This is a genomic window from Cupriavidus malaysiensis, from assembly GCF_001854325.1.
In the GTDB taxonomy this organism is placed as follows: Bacteria; Pseudomonadota; Gammaproteobacteria; order Burkholderiales; family Burkholderiaceae; genus Cupriavidus; species Cupriavidus malaysiensis.
Window position 1 is genome coordinate 85,318 of the sequence record NZ_CP017755.1, and the last position, 22,979, is coordinate 108,296.

General features: G+C 70.1%; 23 protein-coding genes. 12 read left to right on the plus strand and 11 right to left on the minus strand.

Features of this window, described 5'->3' with window-relative positions; all coding sequences use genetic code 11:
• Window positions 1-8 precede the first annotated feature (8 nt).
• The 4 genes from BKK80_RS20270 to BKK80_RS20285 all read right to left on the minus strand — a co-directional run bounded on the left by BKK80_RS20270 (window position 9) and on the right by BKK80_RS20285 (window position 3,756).
• The gene (locus tag BKK80_RS20270; RefSeq protein ID WP_071017588.1) at window positions 9-521 is read right to left on the minus strand and encodes a LeuD/DmdB family oxidoreductase small subunit; all 513 of its coding nucleotides are present in this window, start codon (window positions 519-521) and stop codon (window positions 9-11) included.
• Window positions 518-1,804: a 3-isopropylmalate dehydratase large subunit gene (locus tag BKK80_RS20275; protein ID WP_071039187.1), complete on the minus strand. Its 1,287-nt coding sequence runs from the start codon at window positions 1,802-1,804 to the stop codon at window positions 518-520. Before BKK80_RS20275 ends, BKK80_RS20270 begins: the two co-directional genes overlap by 4 nt.
• Window positions 1,805-1,832: 28 nt before the next feature.
• Window positions 1,833-2,834: a tripartite tricarboxylate transporter substrate binding protein gene (locus tag BKK80_RS20280; RefSeq protein ID WP_156811533.1), complete on the minus strand. Its 1,002-nt coding sequence runs from the start codon at window positions 2,832-2,834 to the stop codon at window positions 1,833-1,835.
• Between the two features lie 139 nt (window positions 2,835-2,973).
• Window positions 2,974-3,756, minus strand: coding sequence for a GntR family transcriptional regulator (locus BKK80_RS20285; protein WP_071017582.1), 783 nt, complete (start codon window positions 3,754-3,756; stop codon window positions 2,974-2,976).
• A gap of 606 nt (window positions 3,757-4,362) precedes the next feature.
• Between BKK80_RS20285 and BKK80_RS20290 the strand changes: the two genes are divergently transcribed.
• From BKK80_RS20290 to BKK80_RS20320, 7 genes are all read left to right on the plus strand, one after another.
• A complete protein-coding gene (locus BKK80_RS20290; protein WP_071039188.1) occupies window positions 4,363-5,856 on the plus strand; it encodes a hypothetical protein in 1,494 nt (497 codons plus the stop codon).
• Window positions 5,857-6,057: 201 nt separating this feature from the next.
• Window positions 6,058-6,474 (plus strand): hypothetical protein, encoded by a 417-nt coding sequence (locus BKK80_RS20295; protein ID WP_071017579.1) that lies wholly within the window; start codon window positions 6,058-6,060, stop codon window positions 6,472-6,474.
• Window positions 6,471-7,169: a C39 family peptidase gene (locus BKK80_RS20300; RefSeq protein ID WP_071070985.1), complete on the plus strand. Its 699-nt coding sequence runs from the start codon at window positions 6,471-6,473 to the stop codon at window positions 7,167-7,169. The genes BKK80_RS20295 and BKK80_RS20300 overlap by 4 nt, the downstream gene beginning before the upstream one ends.
• An 11-nt stretch (window positions 7,170-7,180) precedes the next feature.
• Window positions 7,181-8,014, plus strand: coding sequence for a hypothetical protein (locus BKK80_RS20305; protein WP_071070987.1), 834 nt, complete (start codon window positions 7,181-7,183; stop codon window positions 8,012-8,014).
• A gap of 85 nt (window positions 8,015-8,099) precedes the next feature.
• On the plus strand, window positions 8,100-9,524 hold the full coding sequence (locus tag BKK80_RS20310) for an acetate kinase (RefSeq protein ID WP_071017573.1): 1,425 nt from the start codon (window positions 8,100-8,102) through the stop codon (window positions 9,522-9,524).
• A gap of 157 nt (window positions 9,525-9,681) precedes the next feature.
• Window positions 9,682-10,194, plus strand: coding sequence for a DUF1269 domain-containing protein (locus BKK80_RS20315; protein ID WP_071017571.1), 513 nt, complete (start codon window positions 9,682-9,684; stop codon window positions 10,192-10,194).
• A 212-nt stretch (window positions 10,195-10,406) separates the two neighbouring features.
• Complete coding sequence (locus BKK80_RS20320; protein ID WP_236903901.1) at window positions 10,407-11,141, plus strand: SDR family oxidoreductase; 735 nt, start codon at window positions 10,407-10,409, stop codon at window positions 11,139-11,141.
• 2 nt (window positions 11,142-11,143) lie between these two features.
• Here the strand turns inward: BKK80_RS20320 and BKK80_RS20325 are convergent, their stop codons facing one another.
• A complete protein-coding gene (locus BKK80_RS20325) occupies window positions 11,144-12,094 on the minus strand; it encodes a LysR family transcriptional regulator (RefSeq protein WP_071017569.1) in 951 nt (316 codons plus the stop codon).
• 134 nt (window positions 12,095-12,228) lie between these two features.
• Here BKK80_RS20325 and BKK80_RS20330 point away from each other — a divergent pair, with 134 nt between their 5' ends.
• The 4 genes from BKK80_RS20330 to BKK80_RS20345 all read left to right on the plus strand — a co-directional run bounded on the left by BKK80_RS20330 (window position 12,229) and on the right by BKK80_RS20345 (window position 15,632).
• Window positions 12,229-13,593 carry an acyclic terpene utilization AtuA family protein gene (locus BKK80_RS20330; RefSeq protein WP_071017567.1) on the plus strand — a complete coding sequence of 455 codons (1,365 nt, stop codon included), beginning with the start codon at window positions 12,229-12,231 and terminating at the stop codon, window positions 13,591-13,593.
• Entirely contained in the window at window positions 13,590-13,928 is a 339-nt protein-coding gene (locus tag BKK80_RS20335; RefSeq protein ID WP_071017565.1) for an AtuA-related protein, read from the plus strand. The genes BKK80_RS20330 and BKK80_RS20335 overlap by 4 nt, the downstream gene beginning before the upstream one ends.
• A 58-nt stretch (window positions 13,929-13,986) precedes the next feature.
• Window positions 13,987-14,964, plus strand: coding sequence for a Bug family tripartite tricarboxylate transporter substrate binding protein (locus BKK80_RS20340; protein WP_071070989.1), 978 nt, complete (start codon window positions 13,987-13,989; stop codon window positions 14,962-14,964).
• Window positions 14,965-15,074: 110 nt separating this feature from the next.
• Window positions 15,075-15,632: a hypothetical protein gene (locus tag BKK80_RS20345; RefSeq protein ID WP_071017562.1), complete on the plus strand. Its 558-nt coding sequence runs from the start codon at window positions 15,075-15,077 to the stop codon at window positions 15,630-15,632.
• A 32-nt stretch (window positions 15,633-15,664) separates the two neighbouring features.
• Here the strand turns inward: BKK80_RS20345 and BKK80_RS20350 are convergent, their stop codons facing one another.
• The 3 genes from BKK80_RS20350 to BKK80_RS20360 form a co-directional block, all read right to left on the minus strand.
• Complete coding sequence (locus BKK80_RS20350; protein ID WP_071017560.1) at window positions 15,665-16,165, minus strand: cupin domain-containing protein; 501 nt, start codon at window positions 16,163-16,165, stop codon at window positions 15,665-15,667.
• Window positions 16,166-16,288: 123 nt separating this feature from the next.
• A complete protein-coding gene (locus BKK80_RS20355; protein WP_071017558.1) occupies window positions 16,289-16,723 on the minus strand; it encodes an EamA family transporter in 435 nt (144 codons plus the stop codon).
• A 17-nt stretch (window positions 16,724-16,740) separates the two neighbouring features.
• Window positions 16,741-17,130, minus strand: coding sequence for a GNAT family N-acetyltransferase (locus BKK80_RS20360; RefSeq protein WP_071017557.1), 390 nt, complete (start codon window positions 17,128-17,130; stop codon window positions 16,741-16,743).
• 254 nt (window positions 17,131-17,384) lie between these two features.
• Here BKK80_RS20360 and BKK80_RS20365 point away from each other — a divergent pair, with 254 nt between their 5' ends.
• The gene (locus BKK80_RS20365; protein WP_071070991.1) at window positions 17,385-18,869 is read left to right on the plus strand and encodes an AMP nucleosidase; all 1,485 of its coding nucleotides are present in this window, start codon (window positions 17,385-17,387) and stop codon (window positions 18,867-18,869) included.
• Between the two features lie 113 nt (window positions 18,870-18,982).
• Here the strand turns inward: BKK80_RS20365 and BKK80_RS20370 are convergent, their stop codons facing one another.
• From BKK80_RS20370 to feoB, 3 genes are all read right to left on the minus strand, one after another.
• A complete protein-coding gene (locus BKK80_RS20370; protein ID WP_071017553.1) occupies window positions 18,983-19,627 on the minus strand; it encodes an OmpW/AlkL family protein in 645 nt (214 codons plus the stop codon).
• Window positions 19,628-20,781: 1,154 nt separating this feature from the next.
• Window positions 20,782-21,072 (minus strand): DUF6587 family protein, encoded by a 291-nt coding sequence (locus BKK80_RS20375; protein WP_071017551.1) that lies wholly within the window; start codon window positions 21,070-21,072, stop codon window positions 20,782-20,784.
• Window positions 21,073-21,110: 38 nt separating this feature from the next.
• On the minus strand, window positions 21,111-22,964 hold the full coding sequence (gene feoB, locus BKK80_RS20380; RefSeq protein WP_071070993.1) for a ferrous iron transport protein B: 1,854 nt from the start codon (window positions 22,962-22,964) through the stop codon (window positions 21,111-21,113).
• Between the last annotated feature and the right edge of the window lie 15 nt (window positions 22,965-22,979).

The following is a 22,979-nucleotide window of genomic DNA, read 5'->3' on the forward strand; positions in this document are numbered from 1 at the left end:
GGCGCGGCTCAGCCCGCGCCGGCCAGCCGGGCCTTGAGGTGTGGCATCAGGCCACCGGCGCGCAGCAGGTCGAGCAGGAAGGCGGGGATCGGCTCGCAAGCCAGGCGCCGTCCGTCCTCCAGGGCCAGGGTGGCGCTGTCGAGGTCGAGCCGGGCCATCGCGCCGTCGCGCAGGGGCGAGGTGTCGTGGCAGACCAGCACCGGCAGGCCCAGGTTGATGGCGTTGCGGTAGAACAGGCCGGCGAACGAGGGGGCGATCACCGCGGCCACGCCCAGGTGCTTGAGCGCCTGCGGTGCCTGCTCGCGCGAGGAGCCGAGGCCGAAGTTGCATCCCGCCACCAGCAGGTCGCCCCGCCGCACGGCGGCGGCGAAGCCGGGGCGCGGGCCTGCCAGGCAATGGCGCGAGAGCTCTTCGATGCCGGCCTTCATGTAGGCACCGGGTGCCATCGCGTCGGTGTCGACGTTGTCGCCGAAGCGCCAGATGCGGCCGCCAGGCTGGGGTTCGGGGAGGGCGGTGGTCATGCGAGCAGGGAGCGGGGATCGGTGATACGGCCGGTGACGGCACTGGCCGCCACGGTCATCGGCGAGCCCAGCCAGACCGCGCTGCCGGCGCCGCCCATGCGGCCGGCGAAATTGCGCGCCGTCGACGCGATGGCGCGGCTGCCGGCGGGGAAGCGCGAGGGCCCGTAGCCGGCGCAGGCATTGCAACTGTTGCCCAGCAGGGTCGCGCCGGCATCCAGCAGCACGCCCAGCGTACCCTCGGCCTCGGCCTGGCGCTGGTCGCGCAGCGATGCCGGCGCCACCTGCAGGCTGATGCCGGCGGCCACGCGGCGCCCGCGCAGCACGCGCGCCGCCATGCGCAGGTCTTCCAGCTTGGCGCCGGTACAGGCGCCCAGGTAGGCGATCTGCAGCGCTTCGCCCTCGGCCTGTGCCACCGGCACGCTGTTGGCCGGCGAGTGGGGGGCGGCCACGTGGGGCGCCAGTGCCGCGGCGTCGAAGACATGGCTGGCCAGCAACGGGGCCTCGTCATCGCTGCGCCAGTGCGCCAGGTCGATGCCGGCCAGCGCGCCGGCATCGACGCCGGCGGCGGCGAGCCAGTCCAGCGTGGTGCGGTCGGGGGCCACCAGGCCGGTCTGCGCGCCGAGCTCGGCGCTCATATTGGCCAGCGTCATGCGTTCCTGCATCGGCAGCGCCGCCACTGCCGGACCGGCATACTCGACGGCTTCGTAGCGGCCGCCGCCGAGGCCGAAGCGCGCGCACAGGAACAGCATCATGTCCTTGGCGCAGACGCCGTCGCCGAGGCGCCCGCTCCAGTGCACGCGGATGGTGTGCGGCACGCGCAGCCAGATCTCGCCGGTGGCCAGCACGCTCGCCATTTCGGTGGCGCCGATGCCGAACATGTAGGCACCGAAGGCGCCGCCGGTAGGACTGTGGCTGTCGCCGCCGACGATGAAGCGGCCCGGCAGCACGTGGCCGTGCTCGGGCAGCACCAGGTGGCAGATGCCCTCGCCGTCGATGAAGTGGGGCAGGCGCTGCTCGCGCACCCAGTCGCGCGTGAAGCGCACGATGGCCTGCGCCTCGGGGTCGACGGCGGGCAGGTAGTGGTCGGTCACCACCACGTAGCGCTGCGGGTCCCACACCTGCGCGCCCAGCTCGCGCAGCAGCGGCGCCACGCGGCGCGGGCCGCTCGAGTCGTGCGACATGGCCAGGTCGACCCGGCACATCACGATGCTGCCGGGCTCGACGTGCGTGCGGCCGGCAGCGCGTGCCACCAGTTTCTGGGCGAGGGTGGCGGGGACCGTCATGCCTTCATTCGTTCCTTCGGGTTCCGTCTCAATCAGGGCTCGCGCCCGAGTAGCGCACCACCTTGGCCCAGCGCTTGATGTCCTCGCGCACGAAGCCGGCGAAGGCCTCGGGCGTGCTGCCCACCGGCTGCGCGCCGTCGTTCTCCAGGCGCTTGCGCACGGCCGGCGAATCCAGCCCGTGCCGCACTGCCTGGTTGAGGGCCTGCGTCACCTCGCGCGGCAGCCCGGCCGGGCCGAACAGGCCGAACCAGGCATTCGACTCGAAGCCCTTGACCGTGTTGCCGATCGGCTCCGCGCCGGGGAACTGCGGCAGCGGGCCGGGACTGGTCACGCCGAGCACCTTGAGCTTGCCCGCCTTGACGTGCGGCATCACGTTGACCGTGCTGGCGAACATCAGGTCGACCTGGCCGGCCAGCAGGTCGGTGATCGCCGGCGCGGTGCCCTTGTAGGGGATGTTGACGATGTAGGTGCCCGTCATCATCTTGAACATGTCGCCGGCCATGTGCAGCGAGGAGCCGACCGAGCCGATGGCGAAGTTGTACTTGCCGGGATGGGCGCGCGCCAGCCGGATCAGCTCGGCCACATTGCTGGCCGGCAGGCCGGGCGTGGCCACCAGCACGCTGGGCACGGTGGCCACCAGCGAGATGGGGGTGAAGTCCTGCACCGGATCGAAGGGCAGCTTCTTGTACAGCGAGGCGTTGATGGTATGGCTGGTGAAACTCATCAGCAGCGTGGTGCCGTCGGGCGTGCTCTTGGCGACCTGGTCGGCGGCGATGTTGCCGCCGGCGCCGGGACGGTTCTCGACCACCACCGGCTGGCCGAGCTCGCGCGAGATCTCCAGGCCGATGGTGCGCGCCATCAGGTCGGTGGTGCCGCCGGCCGGGGCGCCCACCAGGATGCGGATCGGCTTGCCACCGGCGATCTCGGCGCGCGCGGCCGGGGCCGCGAGGGCCAGGCCGGCGAGCGCGGCGAGCGCGCCGAGGGCTGCGGAGACGGCGCGCCGGCGGCGTGCCGCCGGCAGCAAGAACATCGGACGGAAGCGGCGTGAATCACGCTGGCTGCGGATCGGCATGCGGATGGCTCCTTGTTCCGGGATGGTTGGAACCGTGCAGTATCGCCCATCCGCCGACCGGCAGGGCAGGGCCGGGCCGGCCCGTTCCCGGCGGTCCTCAGTCGTTCAGGCCCGCGCGCATCTCGCTTTCGACCCAGACATTGGCGCTGTCGCCGCCGGCCGGCGACAGCTCCATGCGGTATTCGTAGCGGTCGGGGCGGTACTGGCCCAGCAGGAACTGCACGGGACGTCCCTGGCTGTCCTTGACCACGCGGCGCACCGCCAGCAGCGCGCCGCCGACGGGCACGTCCAGCAGCGGCGCGACCACCACGTCGGCCAGGCGCGCGCTCAGCACCTGGGTGGCCCGCCCCAGTTCCACGCCGCCGGCTTCGAGCAGGCGCAGCATCGGCGTGGTCTCCAGGTCCTTGCGGGTCAGCGGCCGCCCCAGCGCCGCCGGCAGGTAGGCGGTGATGTGCGACAGGGGGCGGTTGCGGTAGTGGCGCACGCGCACCACCTTCAGCACCGGGTCGCCGGGCTGGAGTTCGAGCGCCTCGGCGACCTCGGGCGTGGCATGCACCTCGTCGATCGAGATCACCTTGACCGAGGTCTTCTCGCCCATGTCGATGATGTTGTCGAGCAGGCTGCTGGTGCGCTCCTCGGCCGTCACCGCGGGCTTGGGCGGTTGCGGGTTGACGAAGGTGCCCAGGCCGCGGTGGCGCCGCACCAGGCCTTCCTGGACCAGCCGGTCGAACACACGGCGCATGGTGACGCGCGATGCCTGGAACTGCTTGGCCAGGTCGATTTCGCCGGGCAGCGGGCCCTGGCCGAAGCGGCCCTCCACGATCTGTTGGCGGAGTACCACGTAAATCTGGTGATACAGGGGGACGACGGCTTCACTCATGGCTTACCTTGCAGACGCTGGCAGGGACGGAATGGTGTAATGTACGTTGCATCATACATGGAGCCGGGCGCCGTTGCACGAAGGCCGCACTCGGGCGCCTATGCTAGCGCGTATCCTGCTGTCGGCGAGGCGGGATGCGACCGAAAAACAACATCTACCGCGGTGCGCGCCCGTGTCTCCGCCATACCCGCGCCAGGGTCTCTCAACCGTGTTGCAGCCGCGAAACAGCCGCCATGAGCCTAGGCGGGCGCTCGCCCGCTTCTGCTAATGCGCTGAAAGTGAAGGGATTTTCCTCAACCGCCTGGCGGGAAAACCATGGCCCGAAATTCCCATCTGTCACGCTGATGTGACACGGGGCCAGCATTTTCCCGGCCGCGGGACCCGGCCACCTTGGCCGGGTCCGCGCCCTGCCATTCTGCCCCGGCGCAAGCTCTTGTATCTGTTGGGTTTGCGCCGGTATCGCGCACGGGCGGCGAGAGCTGGCATCGAATATGCGGAGTGTGTGGCCGGTCCGGCAATGCGCGGACCAGGACCGGTTGCCGCCAATCCCCGAAAACGGCGTCAACCGGTGATGTGGAAGTCTAAAGACGTTCCTGGGAGCACTTCATGAACAAGACTCTACTAGCGTCAGCCATCGCGCTCGCGTTGGGCGCGGGCGGCCAGGCTATGGCGAACCCAACGGCCACCAATACGGCAGGCAGCAACAACAGGGAGACCGCAACCGCAACGTCGGCACAGTCCGGTGCCGGCGCGTTGGCGAATGAAAATTCCAGCGCATCGCAGGACAACAGCCAGCACAACTCGGCCGCCATCAACGTGACGGCCAACCGGACCAAGACCACCACCACCACCACCACCAAGACGAAGGGCTGGAACACCTTCAGCGATGCCTATGGCAACGCCGGCGCCAACAACGGGAGCACGGCCGTTGCCAGCTTCAGCAACGCATTCAATACCAGCAAGGCGGTGGCGATCAGCAAGCTGCAGGGTTCGGTCAGCGGCCTGTCGATCAGCAACATCGGTAACTGGGCGCAGAACAACGGCAACGCCAACGGCGCGCGCGGCGGCATGGGCGGTACCGGCAACGGCGGCATGGGCGGCACCGGCAACGGCGCAGTCGGTGCGGTGGGCGGTGCTGGCGGAACGTCGACCAATCATGGCGCACAAGCCGGCAATTCGACCAACGGCGGCGCAAGTGCCGGCAATGGTGGTGCCGGTGGCGCGGCGTCCGGCAGTGGCGGCGACGGCGGTTCCGGCCGCGGCTCCGGCGGTGACGCGCTCAGTGCCAGCGTCGGCGTTGGCGGCAGAGGCGGGAGTGGCAGCGGCACCGGTGGCGATCCGCAGGCCGCGACTGGATCCGGCAGCGGTGGCGCCGGTGGCGGTGCGGGCAGCAGGGGCGGCGGTTCGCTTGGCGTAAGCGCTGGCGCAGGTGGCGATAGCGGCGCTAACGGTGGTGTTGCCCTCGGCGGCCTGCTCGGTGGTGCGAACCATCACTCCAGCAGCAGCGGCACGGGCGGTTCAGCCAACTCTGGCGCGACCGCTGGCAACGCCGGTAACGGCGGCGGCGGCGCGGTCAGCACCGCAGGCGGCAACTCGGCCGCAGGCGGCGGCGCAGGCGGTGGCGCCACCGGCGGTTCGTCGATGGCCAGCGGCGGCAACGCTGGTGGTACTGGTGGCACTGGCGGCAATGGCTCCGGCGGTATGTCCGTGGCCACTGGCGGTGCCGGCAGCGGCACCGGCGGCGCTGGTGGCGATCAAGCCAGTGTCGGCGGCAACGGCGGCGCGGGCGGCTCGGCCAGCAACGGCAGTTCGTCCACCATGGCCAGCAACGGCAGCGCGACGGCCGGCAATGGCGGCAATGGCGGCAGTGGCGGCTCCGGCGCGGGCGGTACCGGTGGCGTAGGCAATGGCGGTGTGGCAGGCGCCGGCGGCGCGGGCGGCTCGAACTCCGTCAACGCCGGTACCTTCAACATGTCCAGCACCATGTCCGCGGTCGGCAATGCGGCGGCCGGCATCATGGTGGTCAGCCAGAACAGCGGCCTGGCCTCGCTGGCGCAACAGGCTGTCACGGTGCAGTCGAACCTGACCGTGGGTCACTAAGCGGCAGGTGAGACAAGGCGGGATCCCGGAGGATGGCGGGATCCTGCCCATGCCCGATGTCATGCAGTGCGATGCACAGGCCGCGGTACGCGCGGGAAAGCGGCGCGTGCCGCGGCCTGTGCCGCCGCGGTCAAATGCCATTACCAGGGCGCGGTGCGGCGCGCGTGCCGGCGGGCGGTGGTGGCGGAAGGAGAGAACATCATGCGCATGTTCCGAATCGCCCTTGCGACGCTGAGCGGGGTTGCCTTGAGCTGGCCCGCGGCGTTCGCCTTGGCCGGACCCGCCGCGATGGACGCGGCGCAGGGCCAGGCGGCGGCCTTGCAGGCACCCGCGGCGGGATCGGCCGAGGGCGGCGCGGCGGCGAGTGCCGACCCGTTCGGCAAGCCCGTGGCCAGCGATCGGCTCGGCGATCTGCGCGGCGGCGCGCTGACGATCAGCGATATGGATGTGGCGGGCACGGTGGCGAACAATACCGCCAACCGGGTGATGACGGGATCGAACGCCATCAACGAAGGTTCGTTCGCCAATGCGAGCGGCCTGTCGACCGTGGTCCAGAACACCGGGGCGAACGTGCTGATCCAGAACGCGACGATCCTCAATATCCAGTTCAAGCCATGAGACTGGCACGCTCTCTGCTGATCGCCGCGCAGCTCTCGCTGGCGCTGCTGCCGGCCGGCGTGGCATATGCGGATATCGCCAACTTGCAGGGCAGCCAGGGCGAGAATTACCAGGTCCGGGTGGTCAGCCTCAAGCAGGCGCGTTTCAAGACGACCATCCAGCAGCAGTATGACTTCAGTTGCGGCTCGGCCGCAGTGGCCACCCTCCTCACTTACCAGTACGGCTACAAGATCAACGAGGAGACGGTGTTCCAGGAAATGTACCAGAGCGGCGATCAAGCGAAGATCCGCCGCGAAGGATTCTCGCTGCTCGACATGAAGCGCTTCCTCGAATCGCGCGGCTTCATGGCGGACGGCTACGAGCTGCCCCTGTCAAAGCTCGAGGAAACGCAGATACCGGCCATCGTGCTGGTGATCGAGAACGGCTACCACCACTTCGTTGTCGTCAAGGGCGTGCGCGGCTCCCGTGTGCTGATCGGCGATCCCGCCACCGGCACGCGCGCGATCTCGCGCGAACACTTCAACGCGATCTGGGACAGCCAGTTGCTGTTCGTGATCCACAACCACGAGGAGGCGGCGCGCTTCAACCTGGCCGCCGACTGGCGGGTCGCACCGAGCGGGCCGCTGGAGATGGGGGTGAACCGCGACAGCCTGTTCTTCACGGTCATGCCGAAGCATGGCCCTGGGGATTTCTAGGAATCGAGATCATGTTGCGAACCCCACTGCCCCGCCCGCGCTCCGGCGCCGGTGCGCGGGCCGCTGCGGCGCTGCTGGGCCTCGGGCTGGCCTGGTGCGGCGCCGCGCAAGCGATCAATCCGCTGCAGCGTGAAGACGGCACTGGCGATGCGATGGCTGGCGCGTCGGCCAGGACCGGGCAGGGCAGTGCGCTGTCGCGCGCTCGAGACGGCATGGCGGCCTGGGAACCGGTCGCGGCCGAGCGTCTGGAAGCGCTGCGTGGCGGCTTCGATGTCGGCGCGGGCTTGCAGGTGTCGTTCGGCATCGATCGCGCCGTGCTCATCAATGGCCAGCTCGTGGTGTCGACCAGCCTGAACATTCCCGATGTCAGCCAGATCACGGCGGCACAGGCCAATATGCTGGCCTCTCTGCTCGGCAATGTCAGCGCCGTGGTGGCGAATGCCAACAATGCCGCAGCCGCGGCGGGCAGCAATGGTCGCGGCGGTAATGGCGCCAATGGTGGCAACGGTGGCAGCGCAAGCGTGCCGGGTACGTCCGGCGCGGCCGCGGCGGCGGCACTGGTCGGAGGTGCCGGCCTGCCGACCAGCGTGTCCAGCAATGGCACCACCACCGTAGCCACCAACGGCCTGCTGACGCTGGTACAGAACGGCGGCGGCAACAGCATCGCGCCCGGAGCCATTCCCGCCTCGCTGGCTGCCACGGTGATCCAGAATTCACTGAACAACCAGGCCATCGCGAGCCTGACCAGCATCAATGCCGCCGTCAATACCCTGGGCGCCTTCCGTGCGATGCAGGCTGGTGCGTTACTGAACAGTACGCTGATCCAATCGGCGGTATCACGGTGATGGTTTGATGCAGTGAAGCCCGAACAGGCGAGCAGGTAGCGGACGCCTGCGCAATCAGTCCGCCGTCCTGGGGAGGAGAGACGTGATGAAGACTTGGTCGTTACGGGGGATCGGCCTGGCCGGATGTTCCACCTTGCTGCTTGGCTCGCTGGCGCATGCGCAGACGCAGCCTGCAGTGGAAGACGTCGACACATCGGCCACGAAGCTGGAGGCGCTCAAGCGCGAGGTGGCCGAGCAGGCCGCGGCGCTCGATGCGATGAAACAGTCGATGGCGCAGCAGGAAGCGACCATCCGGGAATTGCGCGGCGTGCTCGGGCTCGATGTGCTCGCGCGCAAGCGAGGCGGCCAGCGTGCCGGCAGCGGCACGCCGGTGACGCCGAGCGATGCCGCGACCGCGGCCACCGCCGGCGCGGCGGCGACCAGTGCGACGCAGTCCGTACCCAATTTGCCAGCCAATGTCGTGCAGGGCGCACAGCCCGGCAGCGCGCAGGGCGACGGCATGCCGCTGGCCGGCGATCCGGAGCCCGTCGGCGTGGCGCCGCAGCGCGACGCGCGGCCGCCGGAGGTGGCGCCGATCTTCGACCAGCCCGGCGTGCTGACGCCAGCGAAGAAGCTGGTGATCGAGCCCTCGTTCCAATATGGCTATTCCTCAAGCGATCGCGTGGCGCTGATCGGCTACACCATCATTCCCGCCATCCTGATCGGCCTGATCGACGTGCGCCAGGTCAAGACTTCGACCTATGTGTCGGCGCTGGCTTTCCGCTACGGACTGACCAACCGGCTCGAGATCGAGGCCAAGGTGCCCTATGTGCATGCGACCACCGACACGATCAGCCGCGAGATCTTCACGGGCTCGGCCAATGACAACGCCTTCGGTGCCTCGGGCTCGGGCCTCGGCGACGTCGAAGCGACCATCCGCTACCAGCTCAACCAGGGCACCGAGCGCCTGCCCTACTTCATCGGCTGGCTGCGCTACAAGTCGCGCACGGGGCGGGACCCCTTCGAGGTCACCACCGATTGCGTGACGCGCTGCGTGGCCAATACGACGGGCACGGGGCTGCCGCTGTCGATGCCGACCGGCACCGGCTTCCAGGCGATCCAGCCCGGCATCACCTGGCTGTTCCCGAGCGACCCTGCCGTGTTCTTCGGCACCTTCAGCTATCTGCACAATTTCACGCGCAGCAATGTGAGCCGCACCGTGCTGGGCGGGCAGCAGGAGTTCCTCGGCGACATCCGTGCAGGCGACATCTTCGAGTTCAGCTTCGGCGTCGGCCTGTCGCTCAACGAGAAGGCATCGTTCAGCATCGGCTATGACCAGAGCATCATCTGGCCGACCAAGCAGAACGGTGCGACGGTGCCGGGGTCGGTGCGCGTCACCCTGGGCACCTTGCTGGTGGGTTACTCGTACCGGTTCAGCAAGCGCTATACGCTGAACGTGTCGGTGGGCGCGGGCCTGACGCGCGACACGCCGGACCTGCAGGTCACGGTCCGGCTACCGATCACTTTCTGATGGCGCGTGCCGCACCGGGTGAAGCGTGCGAGTCTTTCCCCGGATGCCGCCTTGCGCCGGCCATGCCGCTGGCGTACAAAGAAGTCAGCCACTCTTCCCGAGCGGCGCAAGCCGGCGGGGTGCAGAGGAGGCAACGTCCTCAAAGGAGGAGACGACCATGCGCAAACGTATCTTCTGGTTGTTGCCGGACACGGCTTGCGCGCGTCGCGCAATGGACGACCTGCTGCTGGCCCGCATCGAGCACAGCCGCATCCATTTCGTGGCGCGCGAGGACACGGACATGACGGGCCTGCACGAGGCCAATCTGTTCCAGACTTCCGACATCGTCCACGCGGCCGAGATGGGCCTGATGGTGGGCGGCGGCGTGGGCATCGTGGCCGGGGTGGTGGTGGCGATGTTCCCGATCGTCAGCGATTCGCCGCAGTGGGGCCTGGTGGGGGTGCTGGCGGTCCTGGGCGCGATCATCGGAGCCTGGGCGTCCAGCATGATCGGCAGTTCGGTGCCCAACAGTCGTCTGCGCTCGTTCACGACCGACATCGAGGCCGGCAAGATCCTGCTGATGGTGGACGTGCCGCGCGGCCGCGTAGACGAGATCGAACAGCTGCTGCAGCGGACCCATCCGGAAGCCCGCTTCGCCGGCCTGGATCCGGCCATACCGGCCTTCCCCTGAACCGTTCCGGCCCGGCATGCCGGGCATGCTGACGCGGCCGGCCTGCGGGCCGGCCGCGTCGTTGCCGGCTGCGGTATAGTCTGCGCATGACTACCGCACCCGACATGCCCGCAGCCTCCGCGGCATCCGCTTCGTCAACTTCGTCAGCCTCGTCCGCAACTTCCGCCGCTTCATCTCCTGCGGCCGGCGCGCCATTCGCGCTGCACGGCCGCGTGGCTCTCGTCACCGGCGGTGCGCAGGGCCTGGGCGAGGCCATTGCCGCGGGCCTGGCCGCGGCGGGCGCCCACGTGCTGGTGGTGGCGCGCTCGGTGCCGCGCGTTGCCGCCGCCGTCGACCGCTTGCGCGCGCTAGGCGGCAGCGCCGAAGGACTGCCGCTGGACATCACCGACGATGCCGCCGTGGAGGCCGCCTTCGCGCACATCGATGCCGCGCACGGCCGTCTCGACATCCTGGTCAACAATGCCGGCGCGCGCCAGCGCAGTACCATGGCAGAGCTCGGCGCGGCCGAGCTGCGCAGCATGCTGGAGACCAACCTGGTGGCGCCGTATGCGCTGTGCCGCCACGCCGCGCAGCGCATGCGCGCGGGGGGCTACGGGCGCATCGTCAACGTCAGCTCGATCGCCGGCCAGGTAGCGCGCTATGGCGACGTGCTCTATCCGGCCACCAAGGGCGGGCTCGATGCGCTCACCCGTGCCATGGCCGCCGAACTCGGCCGCGAGGGCATCACCGTCAATGCCGTCGCGCCGGGTTATTTCGCCACCGAACCCAACCAGCCGATGGTGGCCGATGCCACCGTGGCGCAGTGGCTGCGCGACCGCACCTCGCTGGGCCGCTGGGGCAGGCCGGACGAAGTGGCCGGCGCGGTGGTGTTCCTGGCCTCGCCGGCCGCCTCCTATGTCACCGGCCACGTGCTGGCCGTCGACGGCGGCTACCTCGGCCACTTCTAACTCTAACGCGGCTGACGCGGCTGACGCGGTTTCAGGCGCGGACCCGGACCCGTCCCGGCGCCGGCCCGGCCGTCGCCGTAGTGCGCGCGCAGGTCCTCGATCAAGGCCGCCGCCGCGGCGGTGTCGCCACGCTCCTTCAGGCGTATCAGGCAGATATCGCGCGACAGTCCGGGGATCTGCAGCGGCCGCACCACGAGGCCCTCGCGGCGGAACTGGAACAGTGCCAGCGTCGGCACCGCGGTGATGCCGAGGCCGGCCGCCACCAGCCCCGCGACCGTGGCGAGCTGTTCCACCTCCATCACGCCTTCCAGGCGCTCCGGGTGCAGCGCGGCGTCCAGGTGCTGGCGCACGCTGCTGGTGCGCGAAAGATGGATGAAGGGATGGCCGGCCAATGCCTGCGGCGTGACGCTGCGCCGCGCGGCCAGTGCGTGGCCGGCCGGGCAGACCAGGTGGAAGCGCTCGCGCAGCAGCGGCTCGACGCGCAGGTCGGCGGCCTGGGCCGGCGCCGGCGCCAGCGCGAAGTCGGCGCGGGCGCGCCGCACGAGGTCGATGCAGCCGTCGGCCAGCAGGTCGAACAGTGCGATCTCGATGCCCGGATAGCGCGCGCGGAAGGCCGCCAGCAGCGGTGGCAGATCGCCCGCCGCCAGCGACGGCAGGGCGGCGATGGAGACGCGCCCCTTGCGCCGCAGCGCGTGGTCGCGCAGGTCGGCCAGCGCCGCCTCGAAGTCGGCCAGCAGGCGCCGCGCCACTTCCTCGAAGCGCCGTCCGTCCGCGCTGAGCTCGACATGGCGCGTGGTGCGCTCGAACAGGCGGCTGCCGGCCTGCTCTTCGAGCGTGTGGATCAAGGTGCTGAAGGCCGACTGCGACAGGTGGCAGGCCTGTGCCGCGCGGGTGAAGTTGCGTTGCTCGGCGAGCGCCACGAAGGCGCGCAGGTGCTTGACCGACAGGTTCATGCGGCGGCCCCGTTCTGTTCATCCAGGATTTCGATAGATTAATCCAAACTATCCATTTCTGAGATAACTGCGTCCAACCTAGAATGGCCTGGCCGGCGGGAATCGTCCCGCCGCGATCCAGGATGGTCCGTTCCATGACCGCATCATTGTTGATCGGCTCGGGCGCCGGTTTCTCCGGCGACCGTACCGATGCCGCCCTGCCGGTGGTCCGCACGCTGATCGCGTCCGGCCAGCCGGGCGTGCTGATCTTCGAGACGCTGGCCGAGCGCACCTTGGCGCTGGCCCAGCTCGCGCGCCGCCAGGACCCGGCAGGCGGCTACGAGCCGCTGCTCGACGCCCTGCTGAGCCCCGTGCTGGGGCCTTGCCTGGCGCACCGCATTCCCATCGTCGGCAATTTCGGCGCGGCCAATCCGCGTGCGGCGGCGCGGCGCGTGCTGGCGCTTGCCGCCAGCCTCGGCCTGCCGGCGCCGCGCGTGGCGGTGGTCGAGGGCGACGACCTCTCGCATCCTGCCGGCCGCACGCTGCTGCAAGGCATCGTCGGCGCGGACTTCGATGCGGCGCGCCTGGTCTGCGCCAATGCCTATATCGGCGCCCAAGGCATCGCCGACGCCCTGCGCGCCGGGGCCGACGTGGTGGTGTGCGGCCGCGTGGCCGACCCGGCATTGGCGGTAGGGCCGGCCATGGCGCACTTCGGCTGGTCCTGGCAGGATTGGGACCGCCTGGCATGCGCGACCATCGCCGGCCACCTGCTCGAATGCGGGGCGCAGGTGACCGGTGGCTACTTTGCCGATCCCGGTTTCAAGGACGTGCCCGACGTGCACGCGCTCGGCTACCCGATCGCGCAGCTCGGCGCGGACGGCGGCATCGAGATCTTCAAGGCCGCCGGCACCGGCGGCTGCGTAGACCTGCGCACGGTGAAGGAGCAACTGCTGTACGAAGTGCACGACCCCGCCGCCTACCTGACGCCCGACGTGGTGGCGGACATCAGTGCGGTCACGCTCGCACAGGCCGGCCCGGACCGCGTGGCGGTGCGGCAGGTGCGCGGCCACCCGCGTCCCGAGCAGCTCAAGGCCAACCTGTTCTACGAAGGGGGCTGGATCGCCGAAGGCGAGATCTCGTACGCCGGTCCCAATGCGGCCGCGCGCGCGCGTCTGGCGGCGCAGATCGTGCGGCGGCGCATGGAGGGGCTCGGCCACGCGGTGCCGATCCGCTTCGACCTGATCGGCGTGCTCAGCGTGTTCGCCGACGATGCCGGCGCCTTGCTCGGGCAGCCGCGGCCGGGCGAGGACGCGGCCGCCGACGTGCGCCTGCGTGCCGCGCTGGCGCACGACGAGCGCGAGGTGGCGCAGGCGCTGCTGCGCGAGGTGAACGCGCTCTATACCTGCGGTCCCGCCGGCGGCGGCGGCGTGCGCACGGCGCTGCGCCCGCGCCTGAACGCCACCTCATGCCTGGTGCCGCGCGGCGCCGTGTCCCCCAGCCATACCCTGATCGCATCATGACCGAGACCGTCGCGCTCCACCGCCTTGCCCACGGCCGCACCGGCGACAAGGGCAATCGCTGCAACATCAGCGTGATCGCCTACGAGGCGGAGGATTTCGCCCACCTCGCCGAGCACGTCACCGAGCAGGCTGTCGCCACCCTGTTCGAGCACCGCCGGCCGAGCGCCGTGCGCCGTTACCTGGTGCCCTCGCTGCAGGCGATGAACTTCGTCATCGACGGTGTGCTCGACGGCGGCGTCAACGACGCGCTCAACCTCGATACGCACGGCAAGGCCCTGGCCTTCCTGCTGCTGCAACTGGAGATCCCGTTGCCGCCGCGCCTGCGCGCCGCCTGACCTCTGCCGCGCGCGCGGCCCCCTGCAAGACCCTCAGCAAAACACAGGAGACAACCCCATGCCAGCCATTTCCCGCTCCGCGCGCGCCGCGGCGCTCGCCGCCGCCTTCGCCGCCCTTGCCCTGCCCGCCGGCGCGCACGCCGAGTTCCCCGACAAGCCGATCCGCTTCGTGGTGCCGTTCGCCGCCGGCAGCGCCACCGACCAGCTCGCCCGCGCCATCGGCCAGGCCATGAGCGTGGAGGCCAAGGTGAGCGTGGTGGTGGACGACAAGCCGGGCGCCAACGGCTTCATCGCGGCCGGCGACGTGGCCAAGGCCAGCCCGGACGGCTACACGGTGCTGATCACGACCAACACCACGCACGCCGCCAACGAGCACCTGTATAAGAAGCTGCCCTACGACCCGGTCAAGGATTTCGCGCCGCTGAGCGCGCTCGGCCGCGGCGGCCAGATCATGGTGGTCAATCCGCAGCTGCCGGTGAAGACGGTGGGCGAGTTCATCGCGCTGGCGAAGAAGCAGCCGGGCAAGCTCAGCTTCGGCAGCGGCAGCTCGTCCTCGCGCATCGCCGGCGAGCTGTTCCAGCAGATGGCGCATGTGGAACTGCTGCACGTGCCCTACAAGAGCAATCCGCTTGCCGTCACCGACCTGCTCGGCAACCAGATCCAGATGATGATCACCGACACCGCGACCGGCCTGCCGCAGGTCAAGAGCGGCAAGCTGCGCGCGCTGGGCGTGTCGGGCAAGGCGCGCTCGCCGCTGGCGCCGGACGTACCCACCATCGACGAGGCCGGCGTCAAGGGCTATGAGATGAGCTACTGGTTCGCCGCCTATGCCCCCGCCGGCACGCCGCCGGCCGTGGTGGGCCGGCTCAATGCGCTGCTGGTGAAGGCCGCGCACAGCGAGACCGCGGCCACCTTCTACCAGACCACCGGCACCGAGGTGTTCACCGGCAGTCCGGCGGAGCTGGCGAAGTTCCAGGCGCAGGAGTCGGCCAAGTGGGGCCGCATCATCAAGGCGGCCAACATCCAGCCGGAATGACGCGGCGGCGCCGGGCGGCGCCCGGAGCCCCTGCCGGCGGCAGGGGCTCGCCGCCGCGCGGGTCGGCGCGCGGCTAAGATGCGGCGGTCTCCCACCTTTTCCCGCTTGCCATGTCCCATCCCGCCAGCAGCGCGCAGGCGCTGATCGAAACCTATATCCGCGCCAAGGACGAGAACCGCCCGCACCGCATGGCTGCCGCCTTCGCCGCGGACGCACAACTGCGCATGACGGTGAAGACCGAGGCCATCGCCTTCCCCGCGGCCACCGAAGGCCTGGCGCAGATCAGCGACGTGCTGGTGCGCCGCTTCGGCCAGCGCTACGACAATGTCTACACCTTCTGCCTGGGCACGCCGCCGGCGCCCGACGCGGATGCGTTCACCTGCGCCTGGCTGGTCGGCATGAGCGACAAGGACAGCGGCGGCGTGCGCGTGGGCTGCGGCAGCTACGACTGGCGCTTCGCCATGGGCGAGCCTCGCCGCGTGCAGTCGCTGGAGATCGTCATCGAGGCGATGGAGATCCTGGCGCCCGAGGCCGCGCACGACGTGCTCGACGGCTGGCTGGCCCGGCTGCCTTATCCCTGGTGCGGGGCGGCGCAGGCGCGCGCCCGGGCGCCGGCCCTCGACGGCCTGGCGCCGGTGCTGCAGTTCCTCGCGGCCGTCGGCTCCTGAGTGTTGCCGGCGCCTCTCGCGGCGGGGCGGCGTCAGCGTGCCGTACCCGCGTCGGAGGCGGGCGACCCCGGCGGCGGGGTGCCGGGGCGATCGAAGACCTCCACCGTGTCGCCCGTGCGCACCGAACGCTTGCCCAGGCGCGGGAAATCCACGATCTCGGCCTCGCGGTGCTCACCGCCGCACAGGTAGACCAGGTCCTGGTCGCCGGCATTGACCAGGTGGTGGGCCACGCCCGTGGCCGGGAAGGCCATGAAGTCGCCCGCGCCGACCTCGAACACCTCACCGTCGATTTCCGCGACGCCGCGTCCCGAGAGGATGTAGATCCACTCTTCCTCGAGGTGATGCGCGTGATACACGAAGGATTCCTTGCCCGGCGGCACCGTGGTGAAGTTGACGCCGGTGCGGCGCAGGCCGAGCATGCGGCCGAGCCTGGCGCCGGTGATCTCGGAGTTGGGGTTCCAGGGGTGGCGGAAGGTGTGCAGGCCGGCCTGGACCTGGTCGGCACGCAGCAGCAGGGGATGACCGTCTTTCATGGCTGCGCTCTCCTCGACGGAAGCTCCAGCCTCCAGTCTAGAACCTGCGCAGGGCGTGCGCGGGATCTGCGCACGATGTGCGCACGGTGGGCGGATCTGCGCCGGACCCGGGCTCCGCCCCGGTCAGCGTTTGAAACCCAGCACCAGCACGCCAGCGCCGACCAGCAGGATGCCGGCCCACTCGCGCAGGCTGGGCCGCTCGCCGAGGAAGATCACGGCGAACACGGCCACCAGCAGCAGGCTGAGCTTGTCCACCGGCGCCACCTTGGAGGCATCGCCAATCTTGAGCGCGCGGAAGTAGCAGACCCAGGAAGCGCCCGTGGCCAGCCCGGACAGCACCAGGAAGGTCCAGGTCCTGGGCGAGAGCGCGAGCGGATTGCTCCACTTGCCGGTGTAGAACACGAACAGGCTCAGCACGACGATGATCACCCCGGTGCGGATCAGCGTGGCAAGGTCGGAATTGACGCCTTCCAGGCCGATCTTGGCGAAAATCGCGGTGAGCGCGGCGAAGGCCGCCGACAGCAGGGCCCAGTGGAACCAGGTGGTGGAAGCGCTCATCGGTGGCCGCGCCGCGTTCAGGAACGGCGGCGTTCCATGGCGACCATCGACGGGGTGAAGCCGAGCTGGCCGAAGAAGGCCGCTTCGGACGAGCGCGCCGCGCGCAGCACCCAGGTGATGTCGGGATCGTCGCCCATGACGTGGCGCATCAGCGCCCGGCCGACGCCCTGGCGGCGGTGGCTCGGGGCGACCGCCACCATGGACAGGTAGCCGTCCGAGATGCCGTCGCACAGCGCCCGCGCGAAGCCGACGATGCGGCCGCCGTCGACCGCGACCGCGACGCGCTGCGAGTTCGCCACGAGTTGCGCGAAGCGCTCGGGATTGTTGACCCGGTGGGCCCAGCCGTTCTCTGCAAGGAGTTGCCTGGCGGCCTCGATGTCTGCGGGCACCAGATTTCGGATTTCCATCAACGGCTCTCCTTGCCAAACGTGTACAGCACTCCGCCGTGCCGCCATGCCGTCGGTGGCGCGGTGAGTCCGGACGCCGTCCGCGCGGGGCGGGCGGCGTAATTGGCGCAGAGTTTAGCGAGCGGGTGCGCCAGCGTCAATTTTGCCGGTGCCGGGCCGGCCGGCGTTCCACCGGCGGCGGGCTCCGCGGCGGGTGCCTGGCGCACGCACCACCGGCATGCCCGCGCCGGCGGGCGGCACGGTATCATCGGTCCATGAACGCCGCCATCTATTCCCCCGCCCATCCCGCCGACCAACTGGCCGAATTCACCGACGCGGACGCCGCGCTGACGCGCATCACCGAGATCTACCGGCACTCGGTCAGTTCCATCAAGGCACGTTTCGATGCCTTCGCGCAGGGCCGGCCCCTGCCCTCGGCGGCCCATGCCTGCTATCCCTACCTGGGCATCTCGGTCAACCTGGAAACCATGGTGACCGACAGCCGGCCATCCTGGGGCACGGTGGCCTATCCGGGGGTCTATGGCACCACGCTGACGCGCCCGGACCTGTTCGCCGACTATTTCCGCGACCAGATCGAGCGCCTGATGCGCTATCACCGCGTGCCGGTGGTGGTCGGCACCAGCCGGCGCCCGATCCCGCTGCCCTTCGTCATCGAGGCGTCCACCACCGACATCAACCACACGCAGGCGCGCGAACTGGCGGCATCGTTCGTGCTGCCCGAACTGAGCCGCATCGACGATGCCATCGCCAACGGCACCTACGAATCGGTGCCGGGCGAGGCCGATCCGCTGTCGATGTTCCCGGCCGAGCGCGTCGATCTCGCGCTGCAGCGGCTGTACCACTACACCGGCACCGCGCCCGAGCACTTCCAGCGCTTCGTGCTGTTCACCAACTACCAGCGCTACGTCGACGAGTTCATCGAGCTGGGCCGCTCGCACATGGCGGCGGAGCACGACGACGGCAACGGCTACGTGCGCTTCGTCGAGCCGGGCGACGTGGTGCAGGAGCGCGGCGGCGCGGTGCCGGACGACGCCGCGCGGCCGCGCGCCTTGCCGCAGATGCCGGCCTACCACCTGGTGCGCGGCGACAAGCTGGGCGTGACGCTGGTCAACATCGGCGTCGGCCCGTCGAACGCCAAGACCATGACCGACCACCTGGCCGTGCTGCGTCCGCACTGCTGGCTGATGGTCGGCCACTGCGGCGGCCTGCGCCGCTCGCAGCAGCTCGGCGACTACGTGCTGGCGCACGCCTATGTGCGTGACGACCACGTGCTCGACCAGGACCTGCCGCCGTGGGTGCCGGTGCCGCCGATCGCCGAGATCCAGGTGGCGCTGCAGGAGGCGGTGGCACGCGTGACCGGCCTGTCGGGGACCGAGATGAAGACGCGCATGCGCACCGGCACGGTGGTGTCCACCGACGATCGTAACTGGGAGCTGAAATCGAAGGCGCTGTACGCGCGCTTCAACCAGTCGCGCGCGATCGCCATCGACATGGAAAGCGCCACCGTGGCAGCCAACGGCTTCCGCCTGCGCGTGCCCTATGGCACGCTGCTGTGCGTATCGGACAAGCCGCTGCACGGCGAGCTGAAGCTGCGCGGCATGGCCAACGCGTTCTACCGCCAGCGCGTCAGCCAGCACATGACCATCGGCCTGGAGGCGATCCGCATCCTGCGCGAGAACGGCGTCGAGCAACTGCATTCGCGCAAGCTGCGCAGCTTCGACGAACCGGCCTTCCGCTGAGGCGGCCTTCGTGCGGACGCCGCACGAAGGTCGGCATGAACGCCGGCGCGGCGGCAGGGAGCCCCTGCCGCCGCGCCGGGTAGGAAGAGGGAGGCGGGCCGGGCCCGCCGCCTTCAGAAGCGGTAGCCCACACCCATGCTGAACAGCCACGGGTCGAGGCTGACCGACGAGATCTTGGTGCCGTTGGACTTGATGTCGCTGGAGATCCAGGTCTTCTTGATGTCCGCGTTCAGGAACCAGTGCTTGGTCAGCCTGTAGTCCATGCCGATCTGCAGCGCGGGCCCCACGCTCCACTGGTCGAGCGCCAGGCCGCCGGCGATATCGGCACCCCAGATGCGCGTCACGTTCACGCCCACGCCCACGTAGGGGCGGAAGGTGCCTTCGGGCTGCAGGTGGTATTGCAGCATGAGGGAAGGCGGCAGGTGCTTGAACGAGCCGATCTTGGTGCCACCCAGGTAGACGTCCTGCTTCTGCGGCACGGTCAGCACCAGCTCGGTGGCGATGTGCGGCGTGATGAAGTACGTCACGTCCAGTTCGGGGATCCACTTGTTGTTGACCGTCACGAGGTCGCTGGGGCCGACGCCGCCGATCGGGGCGGACGTATTGTCCATGTTCAGGTAGGTGCCGCGCAGGCGCACCATCCAGTTGCCTTGCGGCTCCACATCGGCGGCGGAGGCCGGCACGGCGGCGAACAGGGACAGCGCGGCGATGGCGAGGCAGGCGGCGCGGGTGGGGAGGAGAGGTCTGGCTTGGCTCATGGTCTTCTTGCTCTGGTTGCTCAATCTGCGAGGCCGGTCAGGTCGGCCGTTTGACGAGACCAGTGTGACCGAGGCCACTTTCCGGGGCTTTGACGCAACGCAATAAGTCGGCCGCGGTGTCTCGCCGCTGCCACAGCCCGCCACGCGAGCGCGCAGCGGCATCGCTCATGCGCCGCGCATGCCTCGCGCGCACATCCCGCGCACATCCCTCACGCGCTGTCTATCCACATGCGGAATGATTCGTGGCGCCGCGCGGCGCCCGCCCTTACGCTATGCGCACGGTCTGATCGCCGCGTGCCAGGCGCGCGGCGGCGGGCCAAGGAGCATGTCGTGGGCGTCCGCAAGGACGTCTTTGCCGGCGCGTCCCGTGGGGGCGGGACGCACCGGCATTCTTTTTCCACGGCGTTTTCCTGTCCTGCCCACTGCGGCCACGTCGTGCCCTCGGGCCCTCGGGCCCCCGTGTTCCGCGTCCCGTTCGCTGCGTCCGTTCCATCCCATTCCCGATTCCCTTGATCGCTGCGGCCACGCCCGCTCGCCTCGGCCCGGGCTCGCGCAGGCGGCACGGCGATGCTGCCACGGGAACCTCGTCGTCGCTGGGCTGGGATGGGCGCGACATGGCGGGCGTACCCATTTCTGCGTGCATCACCCGAGGGGGTGGCAGGCCCCGAAAACGGGGCGCCGGTGCGGCCCGAAGGCTGCGCACGGCCCAGCCCAGCGGTATCCGCCGAGGGCATTGATGCCAGCGTGGGCATGACGGCAATGTGGTGGGCGTACCCGTTTCTGCGTGCGCCGGCTCCGGCCGGTCCGGGGGGCGGATGCTGCTGGAGCGAGGCCGGAATGACGGGCCGGAAGCGCGCCGAAAGAGTACCTCCGGCGGTGGCTCACCCCGGTGCTGACGTGGCGGCTCGGTTGTCGCGGCGCCGCTCCGGGAGCGAAAGCGTACCCGTTTCTGCGTGCCCGGGCGGAGGCAGGAAAGGCCTGTGGCTGCGCGGCGGATGAGCGTGCGTGTCCCGGGGCGCGGGTGTGTCCGTGGCCGGGATCGTGTGAGGGGAGCGGGTGGGACCGGGGAGGGTCGGGGAGGGTCGGCGAGGCGGGCCCGGCGCCGGAGGACAGGTGAGCAGTGCGGGCGCGGCGGCAGCCGCCGCCGGCGTGGCTCAGGGCTTGCGTACCAGCCGCACCGGCTGCTCGGCCGGCGGCGTGCTCGAGGCGCAGGTATTGCAGCCGCCGCTGTCGCAGCCGCTGGCGCAGCCGGCGGCCGCCTGCGGGGCCAGCCATGCGACCAGGCGTGCGCGCCAGCCGGTGGCGGCCGGGCCGCCCAGGCCGGCTGCCAGTGCGGCCTTGAAGCGCTCGCGCGTGCGCGGCGCATAGCGGGCCGCCACCGACAGCGCGCAGGCCAGCACGATCAGCGGCACCAGCAGGCTTTCGAAGGCGTGGTAGAGGCTCATGGCTTGGGCTCCCGGGTTCCTGGAATCGAGCGGGCCGCTCAACTGAACAGCAGCGCGATACGGTAGGTCAGGAAGGCGGCCAGGTAGGCCAGGCCTGCCTGGTAGGCCACCGAGAGGGCCATCACCTTCCATGAATTGGTCTCGCGGCGGATCACCGCCATGGTCGAGATGCATTGCGGCGCGAACACGTACCAGGCCAGCAGCGCCAGTGCGGTGGCCAGCGACCACTGCGCGGCGATGACCGGGGCGAGCTGCGCGGCCATGGCGTCGTCGCCGCCGCCGCCGGACAGTGCGTAGACCGTGGCCAGCGCGCCCACGGCGACTTCGCGTGCGGCCAGGCCGGGTACCAGCGCCACGCAGATCTGCCAGTTGAAGCCGATCGGGGCGAACACCTTCTCCAGCGCCTGGCCGATCATGCCGGCGAAGCTGTAGTCGATGGCGGGGCCGGTGGCGCCCGCCGGCGGCGCGGGAAAGCTGCCAAGGAACCACAGCAGCACGGTCAGCGCCAGGATCACCTTGCCCACGCGCGACAGGAAGATGCGGGCGCGCTCCCACAGGCCGAGCGCGAGGTCGCGCAGGTTGGGAATGCGGTAGGAGGGCAGCTCCATCATCAGCGGATGATCGGTGCGGTCGCGGCGGAAGTACTTGAGCACGTAGGCCACCACCATCGCGCTGAGGATGCCCGTCAGGTACAGGCCGAACAGCACCAGGCCCTGCAGGTTGAACAGTCCCAGCACCGTGCGTTGCGGAATGAAGGCGCCGATCAGCAGCGTGTAGACGGGCAGGCGGGCCGAGCAGGTCATCAGCGGCGCCACCAGGATGGTGGTGAGCCGGTCGCGCGGGTCCTGGATGGTACGCGTGGCCATGATGCCGGGGATCGCGCAGGCGAAGCTCGACAGCAGCGGGATGAAGGAGCGTCCGGACAGTCCCGCGTTCATCATCAGGCGGTCTAGCAGGAAGGCCGCGCGCGGCAGGTAGCCCGATTCCTCCAGGGTCAGGATGAAGAGGAACAGGATCAGGATCTGCGGCAGGAACACCACCACGCTGCCGGCGCCGGCGATCAGGCCGTCGGTCAGCAGGCTCTTGAGCATGCCGTCGGGAAGGTAGGTGCCGATCAGCTCGCCGAAGGCGTGCACGCCGCCCTCGATGCCGTCCATCAGCGGCGTGGCCCAGGAGAACACGGCCTGGAACATCAGGAACAGCAGTACCGCCAGGATCAGCAGACCGAACACCGGATGCAGCACGATGCGGTCGAGGCGGTCATCGAGCGCCGCCGTGCGCGCGGGCATGGAAATGGCCGCGTCCAGCAGGCGCTTGACCTCGCGGTGGACGTCGCCTTCCTCGGCCGGCACCGCCGGCACCGCCGGCAGGGTCTGGTCGAGCACCTGCAGCAGCGCCGCGGCGCCGTTGCGCTTGACTGCCACCGTCTCCACCACCGGCACGCCCAGCGCGGCCGACAGCTTGGCCACGTCGATGCGGATGCCGCGCCGTGCGGCGGCGTCGCTCATATTGAGCACCACCACCATGGGCAGGCCGAGGCGGCGCAGCTCGAGCACGAAGCGCAGGTGCAGGCGCAGGTTGGTGGCGTCCACCACCGAGACCAGCAGGTCGGGGCGCGGCTCGTCGGCGCGGTGGCCCAGGCAGATATCGCGCGTGATGGCCTCGTCGAGGCTGGCGGCGTGCAGGCTGTACGCGCCGGGCAGGTCGAGGATGCGCACCTGGCGGCCGGCCGGCGAGACGAAATGGCCTTCCTTGCGCTCGACCGTGACGCCGGCATAGTTGGCCACCTTCTGGCGGCTGCCGGTCAGGCGGTTGAACAGCGCGGTCTTGCCGCAATTGGGATTGCCGACGAGCGCGATGCGCAGGGCCGGATGGGTCGAAGCGACAGACATATGGGCTGGGGGAGG

What these genes read in the sequence shown, in the direction of transcription:
- BKK80_RS20270 (WP_071017588.1), bottom strand. Translation starts at nt 521, where the DNA reads ATGACCACCGCCCTCCCCGAACCCCAGCCTGGCGGCCGCATCTGGCGC.
- BKK80_RS20275 (WP_071039187.1), bottom strand. Translation starts at nt 1,804, where the DNA reads ATGACGGTCCCCGCCACCCTCGCCCAGAAACTGGTGGCACGCGCTGCC.
- BKK80_RS20280 (WP_156811533.1), bottom strand. Translation starts at nt 2,834, where the DNA reads ATGTTCTTGCTGCCGGCGGCACGCCGCCGGCGCGCCGTCTCCGCAGCC.
- BKK80_RS20285 (WP_071017582.1), bottom strand. Translation starts at nt 3,756, where the DNA reads ATGAGTGAAGCCGTCGTCCCCCTGTATCACCAGATTTACGTGGTACTC.
- BKK80_RS20290 (WP_071039188.1), top strand. Translation starts at nt 4,363, where the DNA reads ATGAACAAGACTCTACTAGCGTCAGCCATCGCGCTCGCGTTGGGCGCG.
- BKK80_RS20295 (WP_071017579.1), top strand. Translation starts at nt 6,058, where the DNA reads ATGCGCATGTTCCGAATCGCCCTTGCGACGCTGAGCGGGGTTGCCTTG.
- BKK80_RS20300 (WP_071070985.1), top strand. Translation starts at nt 6,471, where the DNA reads ATGAGACTGGCACGCTCTCTGCTGATCGCCGCGCAGCTCTCGCTGGCG.
- BKK80_RS20305 (WP_071070987.1), top strand. Translation starts at nt 7,181, where the DNA reads ATGTTGCGAACCCCACTGCCCCGCCCGCGCTCCGGCGCCGGTGCGCGG.
- BKK80_RS20310 (WP_071017573.1), top strand. Translation starts at nt 8,100, where the DNA reads ATGAAGACTTGGTCGTTACGGGGGATCGGCCTGGCCGGATGTTCCACC.
- BKK80_RS20315 (WP_071017571.1), top strand. Translation starts at nt 9,682, where the DNA reads ATGCGCAAACGTATCTTCTGGTTGTTGCCGGACACGGCTTGCGCGCGT.
- BKK80_RS20325 (WP_071017569.1), bottom strand. Translation starts at nt 12,094, where the DNA reads ATGAACCTGTCGGTCAAGCACCTGCGCGCCTTCGTGGCGCTCGCCGAG.
- BKK80_RS20330 (WP_071017567.1), top strand. Translation starts at nt 12,229, where the DNA reads ATGACCGCATCATTGTTGATCGGCTCGGGCGCCGGTTTCTCCGGCGAC.
- BKK80_RS20335 (WP_071017565.1), top strand. Translation starts at nt 13,590, where the DNA reads ATGACCGAGACCGTCGCGCTCCACCGCCTTGCCCACGGCCGCACCGGC.
- BKK80_RS20340 (WP_071070989.1), top strand. Translation starts at nt 13,987, where the DNA reads ATGCCAGCCATTTCCCGCTCCGCGCGCGCCGCGGCGCTCGCCGCCGCC.
- BKK80_RS20345 (WP_071017562.1), top strand. Translation starts at nt 15,075, where the DNA reads ATGTCCCATCCCGCCAGCAGCGCGCAGGCGCTGATCGAAACCTATATC.
- BKK80_RS20350 (WP_071017560.1), bottom strand. Translation starts at nt 16,165, where the DNA reads ATGAAAGACGGTCATCCCCTGCTGCTGCGTGCCGACCAGGTCCAGGCC.
- BKK80_RS20355 (WP_071017558.1), bottom strand. Translation starts at nt 16,723, where the DNA reads ATGAGCGCTTCCACCACCTGGTTCCACTGGGCCCTGCTGTCGGCGGCC.
- BKK80_RS20360 (WP_071017557.1), bottom strand. Translation starts at nt 17,130, where the DNA reads ATGGAAATCCGAAATCTGGTGCCCGCAGACATCGAGGCCGCCAGGCAA.
- BKK80_RS20365 (WP_071070991.1), top strand. Translation starts at nt 17,385, where the DNA reads ATGAACGCCGCCATCTATTCCCCCGCCCATCCCGCCGACCAACTGGCC.
- BKK80_RS20370 (WP_071017553.1), bottom strand. Translation starts at nt 19,627, where the DNA reads ATGAGCCAAGCCAGACCTCTCCTCCCCACCCGCGCCGCCTGCCTCGCC.
- BKK80_RS20375 (WP_071017551.1), bottom strand. Translation starts at nt 21,072, where the DNA reads ATGAGCCTCTACCACGCCTTCGAAAGCCTGCTGGTGCCGCTGATCGTG.
- feoB (WP_071070993.1), bottom strand. Translation starts at nt 22,964, where the DNA reads ATGTCTGTCGCTTCGACCCATCCGGCCCTGCGCATCGCGCTCGTCGGC.